This is a genomic window from Massilia sp. 01N410 (genome assembly GCF_056399665.1).
The window spans coordinates 56,861-75,314 of sequence record NZ_JBFTRV010000008.1 but is presented as its reverse complement, the minus strand read 5'-3'; the positions used below and the strand labels follow the sequence as shown (position 1 = coordinate 75,314).

General features: G+C 64.9%; 11 protein-coding genes, 1 tRNA gene and 1 pseudogene. 10 read left to right on the top strand and 3 right to left on the bottom strand.

Annotation, left to right across the window (positions count from 1 at the left end; all coding sequences use genetic code 11):
* The first annotated feature begins 35 nt into the window (after window positions 1–35).
* Window positions 36–2,822 (top strand): M16 family metallopeptidase, encoded by a 2,787-nt coding sequence (locus AC1DOP_RS13045; protein WP_477251604.1) that lies wholly within the window; start codon window positions 36–38, stop codon window positions 2,820–2,822.
* 4 nt (window positions 2,823–2,826) lie between these two features.
* On the opposite strand, the gene AC1DOP_RS13040 is transcribed toward AC1DOP_RS13045, so the two are convergent.
* Window positions 2,827–3,627, bottom strand: coding sequence for an alpha/beta fold hydrolase (locus AC1DOP_RS13040; protein ID WP_477251602.1), 801 nt, complete (start codon window positions 3,625–3,627; stop codon window positions 2,827–2,829).
* Between the two features lie 154 nt (window positions 3,628–3,781).
* Here AC1DOP_RS13040 and AC1DOP_RS13035 point away from each other — a divergent pair, with 154 nt between their 5' ends.
* The 3 genes from AC1DOP_RS13035 to AC1DOP_RS13025 all read left to right on the top strand — a co-directional run bounded on the left by AC1DOP_RS13035 (window position 3,782) and on the right by AC1DOP_RS13025 (window position 7,636).
* Complete coding sequence (locus AC1DOP_RS13035; protein WP_477251600.1) at window positions 3,782–5,011, top strand: putative DNA modification/repair radical SAM protein; 1,230 nt, start codon at window positions 3,782–3,784, stop codon at window positions 5,009–5,011.
* Window positions 5,008–6,522: a UdgX family uracil-DNA binding protein gene (locus AC1DOP_RS13030; protein ID WP_477251598.1), complete on the top strand. Its 1,515-nt coding sequence runs from the start codon at window positions 5,008–5,010 to the stop codon at window positions 6,520–6,522. The genes AC1DOP_RS13035 and AC1DOP_RS13030 overlap by 4 nt, the downstream gene beginning before the upstream one ends.
* Window positions 6,523–6,616: 94 nt before the next feature.
* Window positions 6,617–7,636, top strand: a complete 1,020-nt coding sequence (locus AC1DOP_RS13025) for a TraB/GumN family protein (protein WP_477251596.1) — start codon at window positions 6,617–6,619, stop codon at window positions 7,634–7,636.
* 3 nt (window positions 7,637–7,639) lie between these two features.
* Here AC1DOP_RS13025 and epsC read toward each other — a convergent pair whose 3' ends face one another.
* Entirely contained in the window at window positions 7,640–8,572 is a 933-nt protein-coding gene (gene epsC / locus AC1DOP_RS13020) for a serine O-acetyltransferase EpsC (protein ID WP_477251594.1), read from the bottom strand.
* Window positions 8,573–9,240: 668 nt separating this feature from the next.
* On the opposite strand from epsC, the gene AC1DOP_RS13015 reads away from it, so the two are divergent.
* The 5 genes and pseudogenes from AC1DOP_RS13015 (at window position 9,241) to AC1DOP_RS12995 (ending at window position 16,320) form a co-directional block, all read left to right on the top strand.
* Complete coding sequence (locus tag AC1DOP_RS13015) at window positions 9,241–10,191, top strand: PEP-CTERM sorting domain-containing protein (protein WP_477251592.1); 951 nt, start codon at window positions 9,241–9,243, stop codon at window positions 10,189–10,191.
* A gap of 131 nt (window positions 10,192–10,322) precedes the next feature.
* Window positions 10,323–11,246, top strand: a pseudogene (locus AC1DOP_RS13010) (IS5 family transposase).
* An 88-nt stretch (window positions 11,247–11,334) separates the two neighbouring features.
* Window positions 11,335–11,408, top strand: a tRNA-Gly gene (locus AC1DOP_RS13005).
* Between the two features lie 96 nt (window positions 11,409–11,504).
* Entirely contained in the window at window positions 11,505–13,565 is a 2,061-nt protein-coding gene (locus AC1DOP_RS13000; protein ID WP_477251590.1) for a hybrid sensor histidine kinase/response regulator, read from the top strand.
* Window positions 13,566–13,608: 43 nt separating this feature from the next.
* The gene (locus AC1DOP_RS12995; protein ID WP_477251588.1) at window positions 13,609–16,320 is read left to right on the top strand and encodes a bifunctional diguanylate cyclase/phosphodiesterase; all 2,712 of its coding nucleotides are present in this window, start codon (window positions 13,609–13,611) and stop codon (window positions 16,318–16,320) included.
* A 63-nt stretch (window positions 16,321–16,383) separates the two neighbouring features.
* Here AC1DOP_RS12995 and AC1DOP_RS12990 read toward each other — a convergent pair whose 3' ends face one another.
* Window positions 16,384–17,514 carry a succinylglutamate desuccinylase/aspartoacylase family protein gene (locus AC1DOP_RS12990; protein WP_477251586.1) on the bottom strand — a complete coding sequence of 377 codons (1,131 nt, stop codon included), beginning with the start codon at window positions 17,512–17,514 and terminating at the stop codon, window positions 16,384–16,386.
* A gap of 147 nt (window positions 17,515–17,661) precedes the next feature.
* Between AC1DOP_RS12990 and trmB the strand changes: the two genes are divergently transcribed.
* Window positions 17,662–18,342, top strand: coding sequence for a tRNA (guanosine(46)-N7)-methyltransferase TrmB (gene trmB, locus AC1DOP_RS12985; RefSeq protein WP_442122883.1), 681 nt, complete (start codon window positions 17,662–17,664; stop codon window positions 18,340–18,342).
* The last annotated feature ends 112 nt before the right edge of the window (window positions 18,343–18,454 follow it).

Sequence of the window (18,454 nt, the reverse complement as noted above, 5' to 3'; positions counted from 1 at the left end):
CCACAACTTTTATTCATAACGAGAACATAAAGCTGATGAAATTAAAACAGATCGTGCTCGCGCTCGGCCTGGCCGCGCTTGCTTCCGCGCCGGCACTCGCCGCCAATGCCACCGCCACCGCCACCGCCACCGCTTCCAAATCCGCGCCCTCGGGCTTCGACCGCAAGGCCTACAGCATCGCCTACAAGAAGTTTGTGCTGCCGAACGGCCTGACCCTGCTGGTGCATGAAGACCACAGCGTGCCGGTGGTGAGCGTAAACGTCTGGTACCACGTCGGCTCGCGCAACGAGAAGCGCGGCAAGACCGGCTTCGCCCACCTGTTCGAGCACTTCTTCTTCAACGGTTCCGAGAACTACCCGCACGGCTTCCGCGAGGCGATGGACGACCTCGGCGCCAACAACCGCAACGGCACCACCAACACCGACCGCACCAACTTCTTCGAGGACGTCCCGACCTCGGCACTGGAGCGCACGCTGTTCCTGGAATCGGACCGCATGGGCTTCCTCGGCAATTACATCTCGCAGGCCATGCTCGAGCGCGAGCGCGGCGTGGTGCAGAACGAGAAGAGACAAGGCGACAACCAGCCCTACGGCAAGGTGCGCTACGAATTCGCGGCCAAGATGTACCCGTACTCGCACCCGTATTCGTGGACCACGATCGGCAGCATGGACGACCTCAACGCCGCTTCGCTGGAAGACATCCGCGAGTGGTACCGCACCTACTACGGCCCGAACAACGCGGTGCTGTCGCTGGCCGGCGACATCACGCCCGAGCGCGCGCTCGAGCTGGTGAACAAGTACTTCGGCGCGCTGCCGCCGGGACCGCCGCTGCCGCGCCTTGAAGCCTGGATCCCTGTGCTCGACCGCGACATCCGCGACGAGATGGAAGACCAGGTGCCGCAGGTGCGGGTCTACCGCCGCTGGCACGCCGCCGCCTGGAAGGATGCGGATGTGGCGCGCCTGCAACTGCTGGCCGACGTGCTGGCCGGCTCGAAGAGCGCGCGCCTGGACAAGCGCCTGGTGTACGAGAAGGGCATCGCCACCGGCGTGTCGGCCGGCATGCAGGACAGTGAACTGGGCGGCACCTTCGGCATCACGGTCACGCTCAAGAACGGCGCCGACCAGCTCGATGCGGAACGCGAAATCGACCGCATCGTGGGCGAACTGCTGGAAAAGGGCCCGACGAGCGAGGAACTGGCGCGCGTGAAGACCCGCGAGCTGGCCGACTTCTCGCGCAGCCTGGAGCGCCTGGGCGGCTTCGGCGGCCGCGCCGACGTGCTGGCCGAGAGCATGACCTATGGCGGCAGCCCGGACGCCTACCTGACCCGCCTGGAGCAGATGGCCAGCGCCACCCCGGCGGACGTGAAGGCGGCCGGCAAGCGCTGGCTCAGCGGGCATCATTACACGATGACGGTCAAGCCTTATCCGAAACTGGCGGCCGTCAAATCCGGCTTCGACCGCAAGCAGTTGCCGGCCCTCGGCCAGGCGCCCGACGTCAGCTTCCCGGCCATGCAGCGCGCCCAGCTCAAGAACGGCCTGAAGGTCGTGCTGCTGGAGCGCCATGGCGCGCCGATCGTCAACGCCGCGCTGGTGCTGGATGCCGGCGCCGCCGCCGACCCGGTCGGCAAGGAAGGCCTGGCGTCGCTGAGCCTCGGCCTGATCGACAAGGGGACCAAGGCGCGCAACGCGTTCCAGTTATCCGACGCATTGGAATCGCTGGGCGCCGACATCAGCACCGGCACCTCCCAGGACCAGTCGGTGGTGCGCCTGAAGGCGACCAGCGCCAACCTGGCGCCGTCGCTGGCGCTGATGGCCGACGCCGCCCTCGGCGCCACCTTCCCGCAGGACCAGGTCGAGCTGGCCAAGCAGCGCCGCCTGGCCCAGGTGGGGCAGGAGAAGGCCCAGCCGAGCGCCCTCGCGGTGCGCGTGATCCCGGGCATCCTGTACGGCGCGGGCCATGCCTACGGCCGTCCGGCTTCCGGCACCGAAGCCAGCACCCGGACCATCAGCCGCGACGACGTCGCGCGCTGGCATGACGCCTGGTTCCGTCCGGGCAGCGCGACCCTGGTCGTGGCCGGCGACACCACCCTCGAAAAGTTGATGCCGGCGCTGGAGTCGAGCTTCGGCAAATGGCAGGCCGGCAGCGCCCCCGCCAAGCAGGTGCCGAGCGTGCCGGCCACCGCGGGCAAGCGCATCTACCTGATCGACAAGCCGGAGGCGCCGCAGTCGACCATCGTCGCCGCCCACGTCTCGCTGCCGTCCGGCCAGCCGGACGAACTGGCGATCCAGGCCGTCATGCACGACTTCGGCGGCATGGCGACCTCGCGCCTGAACCGCAACCTGCGCCTCGACAAGCACTGGAGCTACGGCACCACCGCCCGCATGATCGACATGCGCGGCCAGCGCAGCTTCCTGACGATCGCGCCGGTGCAGACCGACAAGACGGTCGAGGCGATGCAGGAAGTGTCGAAGGAGATCCGCGACATCGCCGGCCAGCGTCCGATCGCCGGCGAGGAATTCGACAGCGTGATGCGCAACGTGACCTCGCGCCTGCCGGGCCGCTTCGCCACCCTGGATGCGCTCGAAGGCGCGGCCATCACCAGCATCAACCTCGGCCTGCCGGACGATTACTGGAACCGCTACGCCGGCGGCATGCGCTCGCTGAGCGACAAGCAGCTGGCCGGCGCCGGCGCGCGCTACGTGCATCCGGACGAAGTCGTGTGGCTGGTGATCGGCGACCTGCGCAAGGTCGAGCCGGGTATCCGCAAGCTGGGCTGGGGCGAGGTGACCGTGCTGGACGCGGACGGCAAGCCGGTCCGCTGAGCGCTCAGCCGAGCGTCCGCGCCAGGAAGGCATCGATCGCCCGGGAACTGGCGGTCGGCTCGCTGATGTGCGGACAGTGGCCTTCGTCGTCGATGACGTCCAGGCTGCTGTTCGGCAGGTGGCGCAGCAGATAGTGGCCGACCTCACGCGGGACGAGCGGATCGTCGCTGCATTCCAGGATCAGCGACGGCACGGTCGAACGAGCCAGGTCGGCGCGGTGGTCGGACAGGAAGGTCACGCGGGCGAAATGGCGGGCAATGCCCTGGTCGTTGCGCATGAAGCTGGCCATCAGCTCCGCGGTCAGCGCCGGCCGCTTCGCCCCGATCAGCATGGGCGCCATGCGCCGTGACCAGCTCGGGAAATCGTCGTCCATCGACGCCAGCAGGTTGTCCATATCCTCGCGGCTGAAGCCGCCCACATAATCGCCGTCGTTGATGTAGCAGGGCGACGGTCCCACCATGACTTGCGCAGCGAAGCGCTCCGGCGCCTTGATCGCCGCCAGCATGCCGATCGTGGCGCTGACCGAATGGCCGACGAAGACCACCGGCCCGGCCGCGCAGGCGGTCAGTATTTCCAGCAAATCGTCGGCATGGCCATGCAGGCTTCCATGCCTTGCTCGGTCATAGGCCGTGCGGTCGGAATCGCCGCTGCCGGTCAGGTCATACAGGATGGTGCGGAATCGCCCTTCATAGGCGGGGACGAGGAAGCGCCACATGGTCTGGTCGCAGCCGAAGCCGTGGGCGAACACCAGGGTCGCGTGGCCGGCGCCGGCGACGTGGACGTTATTGCGGAATTGGACAGACATCAATAATCAGATTCGTCAAAAACAATTGCAAACTATCATAGTTTGATCATGTTGCAAACCGATGAAGACGCGCCCGTGGCAAGCGTGCGTCCACGCACCGCCGCACCGGCATGAACTGCGGTATACTGTTCATCCATACAGTATTTACTGCACAATGGAACTCAAAGACAAGCTCGAGATCCTGGCCGATGCCGCCAAATACGACGCCTCCTGCGCCAGCAGCGGCGCGCCCAAGCGGGATTCGGCCGACAAGGACGGCCTGGGCGCCACCAACGGCATGGGTATCTGCCACAGCTACACGCCGGACGGACGCTGCGTATCGCTGCTGAAGATCCTGCTGACCAACTTCTGCATCTACGACTGCCAGTATTGCGTGAATCGCCGCAGCTCGAACGTGCCGCGGGCCCGCTTCGCGGTCGACGAAGTGGTCAAGCTGACCCAGGATTTTTACCTCCGCAACTACATCGACGGGCTGTTCCTCAGCTCGGGCATCATCCAGTCCAGCGACTACACGATGGAGCAGCTGGTCGAGGTCGCGCGGCGTCTGCGCGAGGAGCACAAGTTCCGCGGCTACATCCACCTGAAGACGATTCCGGATGCCGACCCGCGCCTGATCGAGCTGGCCGGCAAGTACGCCGACCGGCTGTCGGTCAACATCGAGCTGCCGACCCAGGACAGCGTCTCCCGCCTGGCGCCGGAAAAGAACGTCCACACGATCAAGCTGGCGATGGGCGCCATCCGCACCAGGCTCGACGAGAAGGACGAGCACCCGAAGGCGCCAGTCTTCGCGCCGGCCGGGCAGAGCACCCAGATGATCGTCGGCGCCGACGCCAGCGACGACCAGACCATCCTGAACACGGCCCAGACCCTGTACGGCAGCTACAAGCTCAAGCGGGTCTACTACTCGGCCTTCAGCCCGATCCCGCAGAGCCCGTCCAGCGTGCCGTCCGCGCCGCCGCCGCTGTTGCGCGAGCACCGCCTCTACCAGGCCGATTTCCTGTTGCGCGGCTATGGCTTCACGGCCGGCGAACTGATGCCGCAGGCGGGCAACCTGGCGCTCGACATCGACCCCAAGCTGGCCTGGGCGCTCGGCAACCGCGAGCGCTTCCCGCTCGACCTGAACCGCGCCGACGAAGCCATGATCGCGCGCGTACCCGGCATCGGCCTGCGTTCGGCCAAACGGCTCATCGACCTGCGCCGCCTGCGCCGGATCCGCTGGGAGGATCTGTCGCGCCTGCGCTGCAGCCTGAAGAAGCTGGCGCCCTTCGTGGTCACCGCCGACTACAAGCCGGCGCAAGACGCGGCGTCCTCCGAACTGCTGCGGCGGAACATGGCCGACGCCCCGCAGCAGATGAAGCTGTGGCCGGAGCTGCAGGCGGCATGAGCGCGATCGACCGACAGCGTGCGGGCCAGCCGCTGCTGGTCGAGACCTTCGCCGAATGGCGCGAGGCGGCGCGCGAGCTGCTGGTCCACGACGTGCCGCCGGAGCTGCTTACCTGGAGCACGCCCTACGCCGGCGGCGACCTGTTCTCGGGTGCGCCGCCCACGGCCGAGCAGCCGCATAATCCTTCCGACTTGCCGCCGCCCGCATCGGACCAAGCGCGCTACGGGCCGAAACACGGCGCGCCGAGCATTCCGCGCTCGCTGATGGACATGCTGCAAAGCGCCGCCTGCTGCCGCGTGCCGGACCGCTGGGCCTTTCTCTATCGCGTGATCTGGCGCTGGCAGCAGGGCGAGCACGAGGTGCAGTCGCCGGCCGACGAAGACGGCGCGCGCCTGCATGCGATGGTGAAGGCCGTGCACCGCGAGGAACACGACATGCATGCCTATATCCGATTCCGCGAACGTCCGCCTGAGGCCGGGCCACCGCGCTTCGTCGCCTGGTACGAGCCGCGCCACGACGTGCTGCCCCAGGTCGCCGAGCATTTTATTTCCCGCATGGGCAAGGTCAGCTGGATGATCGCCACGCCCGAGGCCAGCGTGCTGTGGGATGGCCAGACCCTGCACAATACCGGCCCGCTGGTGAAGAACTCCGACGACCTCGAAGACACAGGGGAAGCCTTGTGGCTGACCTACTACCGCAGCGTGTTCAATCCGGCGCGCCTGAACGTCGAGGTGATGCGCCAGCACATCACTTCGGACCGCTGGAAAAATTTGCCAGAAGGCAAAATCGTGCCGCACATGATTTCCGAGGCAGCGATGGGCGCGCGCAAGATCGGCCAGTACGAGGCGGTGGGCCAGCGCAAGGGCACGACCATCCCGATCGCCCCCGAGGATGCCCAGCCGGAGCGCCAGCAGCCTTCCAAGCTGGACGAATGCCGGCGCTGCGAGTTGTGGCAGTTCGCCACCCAGGCCGTCGGCGGCGAAGGGCCGAAGAAGGCGAAGATCATGTTCGTCGGCGAGCAGCCGGGCGACCAGGAGGACCTGGCCGGCCAGCCTTTCGTCGGGCCCGCCGGCAAGCTGCTCGACCGCGTGTGCGAGGCGGCCGGCGTCGACCGCGAGACCATCTACGTGACCAACGCCGTCAAGCACTTCAAGTGGGAACCGCGCGGCAAGCGGCGCCTCCATAAAACCCCGGCGCAGAAGGAAATCGAGGCTTGCCACTACTGGCTCGACAAGGAACTGGCCCAGGTAAGACCGGCCGTGATCGTGGCGCTGGGCGCGACCGCCCTGAAGTCGGTCATGCGCAGCGCCAACGTGACGCTGAAGAACGCGATGGGCAAGCCGGTCTTCCACGAAGGCCACTGGATCGTCACCACCTATCACCCCTCCTACGTGCTGCGGGTGCCGGGCGAGGACGCCAAGCGCGAAGCCTTCCAGGCCATGGTGGAGGGCTTGAAGCTGGCCCACGGCCTGCTGGACCGGCAGCCGGAAGAGCCGCCCGCTGCCGACTGACAGATATGCATGCTTTGTGACAAGCTGTTACGCGAGTAGCCCTCTTGATGCCAGTTAGCTAAGCTTTGGCAACACAACAATAAGGGGTTCTCCGATGCTTGCCGCACGCTTTGCCTGTGTCTTGTCCCTGGGCCTGCTCGGCGCCGCCGCGCTGGCGCAGACCGATCCGCCGCCCGCATCCGCGCCCGCCGGGCAGGAGCTCGACGCGGCGCCCGCCACGGTCGTGGTCTCGGGCAAGCGTCCTGGTCCCGGCCTCTGGAAAGTCTCGAAGGATGGCCACGTGATGTGGGTGTTCGCCATGCATTCGCCGCTGCCGCAAAAGATGGAATGGGATTCGGTACGGGTCGAACGCCTGGTGGCGCAATCGCAGGAGGTGCTGCTGCGTCCCGGGGTCAGCGTCACGGTCGGCTGGATGAGCGGACTGAGCATGCTGCCTTCGCTGATCGGCCTGAAGAAGAACCCGGACGGCGCCGAGTTGCACGACCTGCTGCCGGCCGATGTCTATGGACGCTGGACTGTGCTGAAGCAGAAATACATCGGCGGCGACGACGGCGTCGAGCGTTACCGTCCCTTCTTCGCCGCCGAGGAGTTGCTGGATGCGGGGCTGAAGAAAAGCGGGCTGTCGAAAGGCGGGGAAGTCGCCGATCAGATCGAGAAGATCGCCAGGAAGCACGACGTGAAGCTCACCAGCACCGGTGTCTCGGTCACGCTCGAGCATCCGCGCGAGGCGCTGAAGGACTTCAAGAAGTCGCAGATGGAAGACGTGGCCTGCTTCACCAAGACCCTGGAGAGTTTCGAAGGCGATATCGATGCGATGAAATTGCGCGCGAATGCCTGGGCCAACGGCAACATCGCCGAGATCGGCAAGCTCGATTATGCCGAGCGCGAAGATACCTGCAACGACGCCATGATGAACGGTTCGTTCGCGCGGACTAATCCGGCCTTCCAGGACATGCGCGAACGCGGCCGGGTGGCATGGATGAAGACGGCGGAACGGGCGCTCGCGAAGAATGCGAGCACCTTCGCGCTGCTGTCGATGAGCCAGGTGCTCGGTCCGAAGAGCTACCTGGCCGAGTTGCAGGCCAAGGGTTATACGGTCGAGAACCCCAAATAACGATCAGCCCGGATCGCCAGGCAAACCCAGGGTCTCGAACACTTCTTCGCGCGAAGCGGCCTGGGCCACACGCGCGCCTGGCGCCACGTCGTGGGTCAGCCAGACGTTTCCGCCGATGACCGCGCCCTTGCCGATCGTGATGCGGCCCAGCACGGTGGCGCCGGCGTAGATCACGACGTCGTCTTCCAGGATCGGATGGCGCGGCAGGCCCTTCTGCAGGCTGCCGTCGGCATTCGTCGGGAAGCGCTTGGCGCCCAGGGTGACGGCCTGGTACAGGCGCACGCGCTGGCCGATCACGGCGGTCTCGCCGATCACGACGCCGGTGCCGTGGTCGATGAAGAAACCGGTACCGATCTTCGCGCCCGGGTGGATGTCGATGCCGGTGGCGGCATGCGCCAGTTCCGAGATGATGCGCGCCAGCAGCGGCAGCCCGAGTTCGTACAGGCGGTGTGCCAGGCGGTAGTGGATCATCGCCAGCACGCCGGGATAGCACAGCAGCACTTCGTCGACGCTGCGCGCGGCCGGGTCTCCCTGGTAGGCGGCCAGCACGTCGCTGTCGATTTCCATGCGGACCTGCGGCAGGGCGGCGCCGAAGGCGCGGGTGGCGTCGATGGCCTGGCTGGCGATGTCGCCGTCGGTGCGCTGCTCCAGCGCGGCGCTGTAGTGCAGCTCGATCTGGACCTGGCGCAGCAGGGCGTGCAGGGCGGAATCGAGGGCGTGGGCGACGTGGAAGTCTTCGCTTTCCCGGCGCAGGCCGGGCGGCCCCAGGCGCATGGGAAACAGCACGCCCTTGAGCTGGCCGACGATGTCCGCCAGCGCATCGCGCGAAGGAAATTCGATGCCGCGCACCTCGCCGGCGGGACGGTGGGCCTGGCGCCATTGCTGGCGGGCGTCGTGCAGGTCGCGCACGATCGCGCCAATGTCGAAGTGAGCCATCAGTTGTTCCTCGAGTGAAATAAGCGCTGGGCGCCAGGGCGTGCGCGCCGCGCTTCCAATATATCGGGCCGGTTTGCGGATTCCAATGAATATAAAAATGCTAGCTCATGCGGAACGTTTCTAGCGGCTTGCGCAGTCGCCTGTACTGGGCATCTTAGGTCAGGTCGGGACAGCGGCTTCGGGCTTGGTCAAGCTGCCTGCATTTCAATAGAAATTCCATCAGTAAATAAATATTTTTAAATTGAAATCTAAAAATAAAAGTCTATATTTTAAATTTTTTTCATGAATTATTGCAATATTAATTTAATGCAAACTTAAGTGATTGATTTTTATGGGTTTTATTGACTGGCGCAGGATTTGATTTTATTCGATGAATGAAGAGATGTCATATTATCCGATCAGTTCTCATAGGCTGGTGCTGTGATAAGGCACTCCCAACGTTAAGCCGAAGCAGTATCATTTTAACGATGGACTTGAGAGATTGGGATATGTGATACGAGTAACTGGAACGAAGACTGTCGAGAAAATTTACAAGGACAATGAAAAATATTATAGAACAAAATTCTAAGTCGCTGATTTATAACGGGTGAATCCTGTTGGCACGGTTTATGCTATCCAGTGTTCGCAGTCCCTTGTTAATAAAATCATTTAACGAAAAGGTTAATGTCATGAAAATGAGATCGACGCAGGCATTTCTGGGCCTTCTAAGCTTTTGTTCTATACTCATTTCTCCCGCTCACGCTGGGGCCCTAACGCCTTACACGACGTTTTTTAATACCGATCTGACCACCGCTGGCACAGGTGGTTTGCGAGGTACTGGTACCGGAACGATCAATGTGAGCGGCGTGACCGGCACGGTCACAAACTCCCTGCTCTACTGGCATGGCCCAACAAATTCCATGGACCCAAATGCAAATGCAAATGTCAACGTGAATGGAAATGGAGTTACCGGAACGAACATAGGGTTTTCCGATAATAACTTCTGGGGTTTCGCTAACAGCCAAGCATATCGAGCAAACACCACAAGCGTTATCAACGCCAATGGTGCTTATAATCTTACCAACTTTAATAAGCCTGGAGTTGAGGTTAACGGTGCTGCAACGCTGGTGTTGTTCAATGATGGTAACTCAGCAAATAATAGGGACGTGGTGGTTTTCGACGGTAATGATTCGAATTTCGCCTCCGCCTACGATACTGCGGGTTGGGACATCAACCTTGCAGGTATCAACTATACCGGAGGCTCGGCTTTCCTGAGATTGTTCGTATCTGATGGTCAGAATTTCGGGCCGAACGACGATGGTACCTTGCGGATCAACGGAGTAGCCTTGGCGAGCGGTGGTCTCTTTCAAGGCGCCAGCCTACCGGGGCCATCCATTGGCAACGGTAACTTGTTCGATATAGTTAGTTTTGATATTACGCCCTTCTTAACATTAGGGCCCAATTCCCTCCATATAACTTTGGATGCAGGATTTAATGACGCCCTCAGTGCAATCACAGCGATCATTGACCTCCCTGCAGGCGCGGCCCCGATTGTGAGCGTCCCAGAACCCGGCACTGGAGTTTTAATCGTTCTAGGCCTGTCTCTGGTTGGGGCCTTATCGCGTAAAAGATCAGTGTGAGATGTGATCTTCTTTGAACGTACAAGCGCCGACACCGAGCAAGGTGCCGGCGTTGTGTAAATGCCCATGAGGCTCTGTTGCATAAATCCAGCCGGACGGCATGTCGTCTGCAGCTCAGGTAGCCTTTGTGCATGAAACCCCCTCCCCAGAAATACCGAACGACGAACTGGAAGGCATACAACGCGGCGCTCAAGTCGCGCGGCTCACTGCTCATCTGGCTCGACCCAACGATGAACTGGCACGGCCAGGCAAGTGACAAGCGTGGACGCAGTCCGACCTTCAGTGACCAGGCCATTCAATTCTGTCTGAGCATCAAGTGTTTGTTCAACTTACCCTTGCGCCAGGCCATGGAATGGCCGAGAGCCTTTTGCATCTGGCAGGGCTGGGCTGGACTGACCTGTGCCGGACTACAGCGCGGTAAGCCGGCGTCAAAGGCCGCTGCAGGTAACCGTTGAAGTTGCACCCACCACGACAGGCTTGCATCTGCACGGGCATCAAGATGCTGGGCGAAGGCGAATGGAAGACAAAGAAGCATGGTTTTGAATATCGACGGCAACGGCGCAAGGTGTACCTTGGCATCGATGCCGCCACACTCGAAATCCGGGCCATGGAAGTGACCGACAACGGTATTGGCGATGCGCCTGTGCTGCCGGATCTATTGAGCCAGATTCCTCTCGACGAGCAGATCTCTGCCGTCAGCGGTGATGGGGCTTACGACACCAAGGCCCGTCATGAAGCCATCGCTCTACGCCAGGCCCAGGCAGTCATCCCGACCAGGAAGAATGCTAAACCCTGGAAGACGAATCGTCAGGGTGCCGAGGCGCAAAACGAGATTCTGCGAGCAACGCCGCGGCCTCGGACGAGCAATATGGGAGAGGTGGAGCGGCTACCACTGACGTAGCCTTGTCGAAACCAAAATGCGCTGCTTTACGCTGCTCGGCGAACGCATCATGGCGCGGGACTTCGATCGTCAGGTCGCCGAGCTGCAAGTGCGCGCTGCAGTGCTGAACCGCTTCACGCGCCTCGGCGCGCCCGTTACGGTCTCTATGCGATAAATGTGTCGACAGAAAGGCACACTCGCCTTTTCCTTATTTGTGCAACAGAGCCTCAACAACGTTAAAACCCGCGTAGAATGCGGGCAACGCGGGTGTAGCTCAATGGTAGAGCAGAAGCTTCCCAAGCTTACGACGAGGGTTCGATTCCCTTCACCCGCTCCAGCCTTCCCCGAAACGCTTCCGCCCGCCTAGCCCCTGCCTCGCCGTGCGGCTTGTCTCTTGAAGTTATGGCAAACTCGGGTCTTCATCCGACCAGCCATGACCATGCGACAACACGCTCCACGGCCCGATCAACCATCGCACGATGCCGACAGCCTTGCCGGCTCGCTCATGTTCCTGAGCGGCGGCGGCGAAGCCGGGGCGCTGATGCGCAGGCAGGACTGGAGCGAATCGCCCCTCGGTCATCCGCGTACCTGGCCGCAGGCCCTGCGCACCCTGGTCGGGCTGATGCTCAATTCGGGATTCCCGATGTTCGTCGCCTGGGGCGAGGGGCTGGGCTTCCTGTACAACGATCCCTATCGCGAGATCCTCGGCGACAAGCATCCGCGCGCGATGGGCCGGCGCTTCCACGACATCTGGGCCGAGATCTGGGACGACATCTGGCCCCTGATCGACCGCGCGCTGAAGGGCGAGGCCACCTACGTCGACCGCCTGCTGCTGGTCATGAACCGTCACGGCTACGACGAGCCCACCTGGTTCACCTTTTCGTATTCGCCGGTGCGCGACGAGGATGGCATCATCCGCGGCATGCACTGCGCCTGCGTCGAGGTCACAGACCAGGTGCTGTCCGAAAAATACCGCGACGAAGAAAACGAGCGCTTCCGCACCCTGTTCGAACAGGCGCCCGGCATCATTGCCGTGCTGCGCGGTCCCGAACACGTGTTCGAGCTGACCAACCAGTCCTACCTGCAGCTGATCGGCCATCGCCAGATCGTCGGCAAGGCCGCGCGCGAGGCGCTGCCGGAAGTGGTGGGGCAGGGCTTTTTCGAACTGCTCGACCGGGTCTATTCCACCGGCGAACCCTTTGTCGGTCACGCGCTGCCGGTACGCCTGCAGCGCGAGCCGGACGGCCCGCTGGAAGAGCGCTACATCGACTTCGTCTACCAGCCGATCCGCGACGCCAGCGGTGCCGTCTCCGGCATCTTCGTCGAGGGCAGCGACGTCTCCGCGCGCAAGCAGATCGAGGACGAGCTGCGCGCGGCGAACCGTCAGAAGGACCAGTTCCTCGCCATGCTGGCCCATGAACTGCGCAACCCGCTGGCGCCGATCATGACCGCGGCCCAGCTGCTGAAGATCGGCAGCCTCGATAGCAGGAACATCGCCAACGCCAGCGAGATCATCGTGCGCCAGGCGTCCCACATGACCGACCTGGTGAACGACCTGCTGGACGTCTCGCGCGTGACGCGCGGCCTGGTCACGCTCGAGAAGGAAGAGCTCGACCTGAACGTGATCGTGTCCGCCGCGGTGGAGCAGGTGCGGCCGCTGATCGACGCGCGCCGCCACTCGCTCACGCTGCAGCTGTCCGGCCGCAGCGCCCATGTGATCGGTGACCGCACCCGTCTGGTGCAGGTGATCTCGAACATCCTCAACAACGCCGCCAAGTACACCGCGCCGGGCGGCAGGATCACGCTGTCGGTGACGGTCGACGAGGAGCGCGTGCACGTGGCCGTGCGCGACAACGGCGTCGGCATCGTGCCCGACATCCTGCCCTACATCTTCGACCTGTTCACCCAGGCCGAGCGCACCCCGGACCGCTCCCAGGGCGGACTCGGGATCGGCCTGGCCCTGGTCAAGAGCCTGGTCACCCTGCATGGCGGCACCGTGTCCGCGAAGAGCGGGGGACTGGGACAGGGCAGCGAGTTCTGCATCTGCCTGCCGCGCCTGGCGAGCCTCGGCGGGGCGGCGGAGGACGAGGTCGCCGCCGCCGGCATGCGGGCGCCTGGCGCGCTGCGCGTGATGGTGGTGGACGACAATGTCGACGCCGCGCAGATGCTGGCCGCGCTGCTGGAGGTACAGGGCCATGCCGTCAGCGTCGAGTACGACGCCAGGGGCGCACTCGAACGCGCCCAGCGCGAACGACCGGACGTGCTGCTGCTCGATATCGGCCTGCCCGACATGGACGGCTACGAGCTGGCGCGCTGCCTGCGCAGCCAGGCCGGCGGCGCGCGCGCCACCCTGGTCGCGCTGACCGGCTACGGCCAGAGCCAGGACCGCAAGGAGGCCGAAGAGGCCGGCTTCGACCACTACCTCGTCAAGCCGGCGGACATGGACCAGGTCAACGAGGTGTTGGCCGAGGCGGCCCGGGAACGCGGCCGCTGAGGGCTGTCATCAAACGGTAACCTGCGCTGGCTAGACTTGCCGCATGAGCAAGCCCAGCGCGCACACCGTCCCCCGCACCCACCGATTCTTTGCGCTGCTGTGGCCGGCGCTGGCCCTGCTGGCTTGCGCCGCGCTGTGGAGCGCCGCCATGCTGCGCGCGAACGCCGAGCACCGCCGCGCCGAGGACCAGGCCTTCAAGGAAGCCGACGCCTACGCCGAGGCCTACGAGCAGTACGTCACCCGTTCGCTGGCCCAGATGGACCAGATCACCATGCAGCTCAAGCACAGCTGGGAGCATTCGCGCAACCGCGCCCTGGTCGAGGACATGCGGCGCGACGGCATGTTCACCGACAGCGCCTTCCTCGCGGTGAGCGTGATCGGGCGCGACGGCAAGCTGGCTTCGTCGCGCGGCCTGCACGCCGGCCAGGACGCCGACCTGTCGTCCGCCGCCTTCTTCGTCCAGCACCGCGACAGCAACTCGACCGCGCTGCGGATCGGCATGCCGCCGCCGGAACTGGGCGCGCTGCGCGGCGCGGTGCTGTTCACGCGCCGCCTCGACACGGCGGACGACGAATTCGCCGGCGTGCTGCTGATGGCGGTCGACGCCGCCTACTTCACCTCCTTCGTCAGCTCGCCCACGCTGGGCGAGAACAGCCTGCTGGCGCTGGTCGGCAGCGAGGGCAATCTGCGGCTCGAACAGGACAGCAGCGGCGCCGTGCGCCTCGGTGCGCGCGGCTCGCTGCTGCCGGCGAATGCGGAGCGTTGGCCGGTGGCCCGCGGCGTGCAGCTGGTCGACGCGGTCCGGGGGCCCGGCCGCGCGGAGCAGGCCGGCTTCGGCGACGGCCGCGCGCGCGTGCTGGGCTGGCGCCGTTCCAGCGCCTACCCGGTGGTGGCGCTGGTGGCGCTGTCTCACGAGGCGGCGCTGGCGGGCGCCCAGGCCTACTGGCGCGACAGCCGCGCCTATACCTCGATGGCCACCGCGGTGCTGCTGCTGTTGGCCGGCATCGCCAGCATGCTGTCCCTGCGCGCGGCGGCGCGGGCGCGCGAGCAGGACGCAGTGGCGCGCGCCTACCGCACCGCCACCGAGAGCGGCAACGACGGCTTCTACATGGTCGCGCCGCTGCGCGACCGCAAGGGCCAGATCGTGGACTTCCGCATCGTCGACTGCAATGAGCGCGGCGCCTTTTTCTACGGGCTGACGCGCGCCAGCCTGGTCGGCAGCCTGATCTCCGAGCTCCACCGCGGGCTCGGTGCGGCCGAGCTGCTCGCCAACTACCGCCATGCGATGGCGACCGGCTTCTATCATGAAGACCGCCGCATGCCGGACGATAACCGATTGAACATCCGCTGGGGCCACCGGCGCGTGGTGCGGGTCGGCGACGGCCTGGCCGTGACCCTGCAGGACATCAGCGAGCGCAAGGAACACGAGTCCCAGCTGGCGCGCCTGGCCAACGAGGACAGCCTGACCGGCCTGCCGAACCGCCACTGGTTCCTGCACTTCGTGCCGTCCGCGCTGGCGCATGCCGAGGCCAGCGGCCAGGGCGTGGCGCTGCTGTTCATCGACCTCGACGAATTCAAGCAGGTCAACGACTCGCACGGCCACGCCGTCGGCGACCGCCTGCTGAAGGCGGCGGCCACGCGCCTGCTGTCGCAGCTGCGTCCGAGCGACCGCGTGGCGCGCTTCGGCGGCGACGAATTCATCGTCCTGCTCAGCCCCTTCGACAGCGACGAGCAGATCGGCATGGTGGCGCAGCGCATCATCCAGGCCTTCAGCAAACCCTTCCAGATTGCCGAGGAGCAGCACGTGATCGGCGCCTCGGTCGGCATCAGCGTGTTCCCGCGCGACGGCCAGGATGCCGCCACCCTGATCCGCCACAGCGACATCGCCATGTACGCCGGCAAGAACGAGGGCAAGGGCCAGTACCGCTTCTTCGATCCGGCCCAGTCGAGCACCCTGAAGACCCGCGCCCAGCTGCGCCAGCGCCTGCTCGAAGCAATCGACAAGCGCCAGTTCGTGCTGCACTACCAGCCGCGCGTGGACACCCGCAGCGGCGAACTGCTCAGCATGGAGGCACTGCTGCGCTGGGAGCATCCGCAACTGGGCATGATCCGCCCCGACGAATTCATTCCGCTGGCCGAATCGAGCGGCCTGATCGTGCCGATCGGCGCCATCGTGATCGACCAGGCCTGCGCCCAGCTGGCCGCCTGGTCCGCGGACAAAGGCCCGGTGGCGCCGGTCTCGATCAACGTCTCGCCCAAGCAGTTCCTGCGCGGCGGCGTGGCGCGCCAGCTGGGCGAGGCCCTGTCCCGCCACGCGGTCGCGCCGCGGCTGCTGGAAGTCGAGATCACCGAGTCGGCCATGATGGGCGACCAGGACGAGATCCTGGCCGAGCTGGCGGCGATCCGCACGCTCGGCGTCAAGCTGCACGTCGACGATTTCGGCACCGGCTACTCTTCGCTGTCGCAGCTGCAGCGCATGAAGATGGACGTGCTGAAGGTCGACCGCTCCTTCACCGCCGAGCTGGGACGCTCGAAGGAGGGGACCGTGTTCTTCCAGGCGATCGTCTCGATGGCGCACGCGCTCGGCATGGAAGTGGTGGCGGAGGGCGTCGAGAACGAGGAACAGCTGGCGATCCTGCGTACGCTGGGCTGCAACGAGGTGCAGGGCTACCTGGTGGCGCGGCCGATGCCGGCGGAGGCGATGGCGTCGCTGCTGGCGCGGCGCTACCTGTTCGATGACAGGCTGGCTGCCTAAGCTTTGTACCGTCGTTCCGCGAAAGCGGGAACGACGGGCAGGTGGCGGGAACGACGGTTATGGTCAGCTGCCCAGCAGGCTCCCACTCCGAAAAGCCGAATCCCCCGCAATCTTACAAACATGCATCCCGCGCAGCAGATGCCGGTGCGCCGTGCTGGCGAACAGGATCCCGGCCCGCGTCGCGCGCAAGGTGGTCGTCTTGCCGCTGACCGGGTTGACGATGTCGGCCACCGCTTCGTTCTTGGCCACGCGGTCGCCCAGGCGCTTGAGGAAGACCAGCACGCCCGAGTGCGGGGCGGCGAGCGGTTCCACGCCTTCCAGCGGGGTCGGCTCGGCCACCAGGGGCGGCAGCGGCTCGCGTTCGATGTCGAGCACGCCCTGGTAAGCCAGGTACTGCAGCAGCCCTTGCGCATCCTTCTCGGCCAGCTCGTAGCGCACGTCCATCTCGCCGCGCAGCTCGACGGTCACGCCGATGCAGCCCATCGGGATCGGCATCGAAGGCCCGAAGTGGTCGGCCAGTTCCCACCACAGGCGGCTGCAGGCTTCGTCGAAGGGTTCGCCGCCGGACTCGCGCGCCAGCAGGGTCGCGTGCGCGCCCAGCAGGGCCGCCAGCGGCTTGACCTGGTCGGCCAGCGGGGTGCCGGTGTACAGGTGCAGCACCGCCTCGTTATCGCAATGCAGGTCGAGCATGATGTCGGCGTCGATCGCCATCCCCAGCAGGAGTTTCTTGAGGTCCTGGGTCGGGCTGTCGGTCCGCCAGTTGGCGACGGCGCGGCGCGCGTGTTCGCGGACCAGGGCGGCGTTGGCTTGCGCGTCGGTGCCCAACTGGCCCTTCAGCGATGCCTTCAGCTCCGCGGCGACGTGCTTGTAGGAGCGGTTGAAGTTGATGCCGCTGGAGAGGTCGTAGCGGCCGAAAGGGGCGCCGTGGACGACCTGCGACAGCCCGATCGGATTGGCGGCCGGCACCAGGATGATCTCGCCCTCGATCCGTCCCTCGGCGTCCAGGCGCTCCAGCTCGCGCCGCAGCACGTGGGCGACCAGCATGGCCGGCACCTCGTCGGCGTGCAGCGAGGCCTGGATATAGACCTTCTTGCCGGCGCCGGGATTGCCGCGCATTTTGCCGAAGCTGTATGAGGTCAGCTGGAAGTTGGCGACGTTGTCTTCGGTCGCGATCGGGTGGGAGAAGGACTGCATCACGGCTCTCTTTCCATTCGTGGAAGCGCCATTATGTCCGAGAATGGCGGCTGGCTCCGTCCCGTTGGGGATATAATGTCGACCCTTTTCTCTTGTCTCCGATCGATCATGTCTTCCGATACGCCCACCAACAGCCAAGGCCGTCCGATGCTCTACGACCCGCTTGATCACCGCATCCGCAGCTTCGTTACCCGTGCGGGACGGCTGTCGACCGGGCAGGCGCGCGCGCTCGAGGAATTCGGGCCGAAATTCCTGATCGAGTACCGCAAGGAGACCTTCGACTTCCACGCGCCCTTCGGCCGCAACGCGCCGCTGGTGCTGGAGATTGGCTTCGGCATGGGCGACACCACGGCCCATATCGCCAAGGCGATGCCGGGCACGGACTTCGTCGGCGTCGAAGTGCACACGCCGGGCGTGGGCAGCCTGCTCAAGCAGATCGGCGAGCAGGGCATCGAAAACCTGCGCCTGATCCAGCACGACGCGGTCGAGGTGCTGAACAACATGATCGCCGACGGCTCGCTGGCCGGCGTCCACATCTTCTTCCCGGACCCATGGCACAAGGCGCGCCACAACAAGCGCCGCCTGATCCAGCCGCCTTTCGTCAAGCTCCTGTGCGACAAGCTGGCGCCGGGAGGCTACATTCACTGCGCCACCGATTGGGAAGACTACGCGGTGCAGATGCTGGAAGTGCTGGGCGCCGAACCGCAGCTCGCCAATACCGCCGAGGGCTATGCCGAGAAGCCGTCCTACCGCCCGTTGACCAAGTTCGAGAACCGCGGCCTGAAGCTGGGCCATGGCGTGTGGGACCTGGTGTTCACTAAAAAATAATTTGTCATTCCCGGCATTGCCGGAAATGCCCTTCCGCGGAGGCGGGGTCGTCGTTCATCCACCCGGATTCGTCGCTCGTCCCTTTTTGCTTTCCGGCGCCGACTGGCCTGCC

What these genes read in the sequence shown, in the direction of transcription:
- AC1DOP_RS13045 (WP_477251604.1), top strand. Translation starts at nt 36, where the DNA reads ATGAAATTAAAACAGATCGTGCTCGCGCTCGGCCTGGCCGCGCTTGCT.
- AC1DOP_RS13040 (WP_477251602.1), bottom strand. Translation starts at nt 3,627, where the DNA reads ATGTCTGTCCAATTCCGCAATAACGTCCACGTCGCCGGCGCCGGCCAC.
- AC1DOP_RS13035 (WP_477251600.1), top strand. Translation starts at nt 3,782, where the DNA reads ATGGAACTCAAAGACAAGCTCGAGATCCTGGCCGATGCCGCCAAATAC.
- AC1DOP_RS13030 (WP_477251598.1), top strand. Translation starts at nt 5,008, where the DNA reads ATGAGCGCGATCGACCGACAGCGTGCGGGCCAGCCGCTGCTGGTCGAG.
- AC1DOP_RS13025 (WP_477251596.1), top strand. Translation starts at nt 6,617, where the DNA reads ATGCTTGCCGCACGCTTTGCCTGTGTCTTGTCCCTGGGCCTGCTCGGC.
- epsC (WP_477251594.1), bottom strand. Translation starts at nt 8,572, where the DNA reads ATGGCTCACTTCGACATTGGCGCGATCGTGCGCGACCTGCACGACGCC.
- AC1DOP_RS13015 (WP_477251592.1), top strand. Translation starts at nt 9,241, where the DNA reads ATGAAAATGAGATCGACGCAGGCATTTCTGGGCCTTCTAAGCTTTTGT.
- AC1DOP_RS13000 (WP_477251590.1), top strand. Translation starts at nt 11,505, where the DNA reads ATGACCATGCGACAACACGCTCCACGGCCCGATCAACCATCGCACGAT.
- AC1DOP_RS12995 (WP_477251588.1), top strand. Translation starts at nt 13,609, where the DNA reads ATGAGCAAGCCCAGCGCGCACACCGTCCCCCGCACCCACCGATTCTTT.
- AC1DOP_RS12990 (WP_477251586.1), bottom strand. Translation starts at nt 17,514, where the DNA reads ATGCAGTCCTTCTCCCACCCGATCGCGACCGAAGACAACGTCGCCAAC.
- trmB (WP_442122883.1), top strand. Translation starts at nt 17,662, where the DNA reads ATGCTCTACGACCCGCTTGATCACCGCATCCGCAGCTTCGTTACCCGT.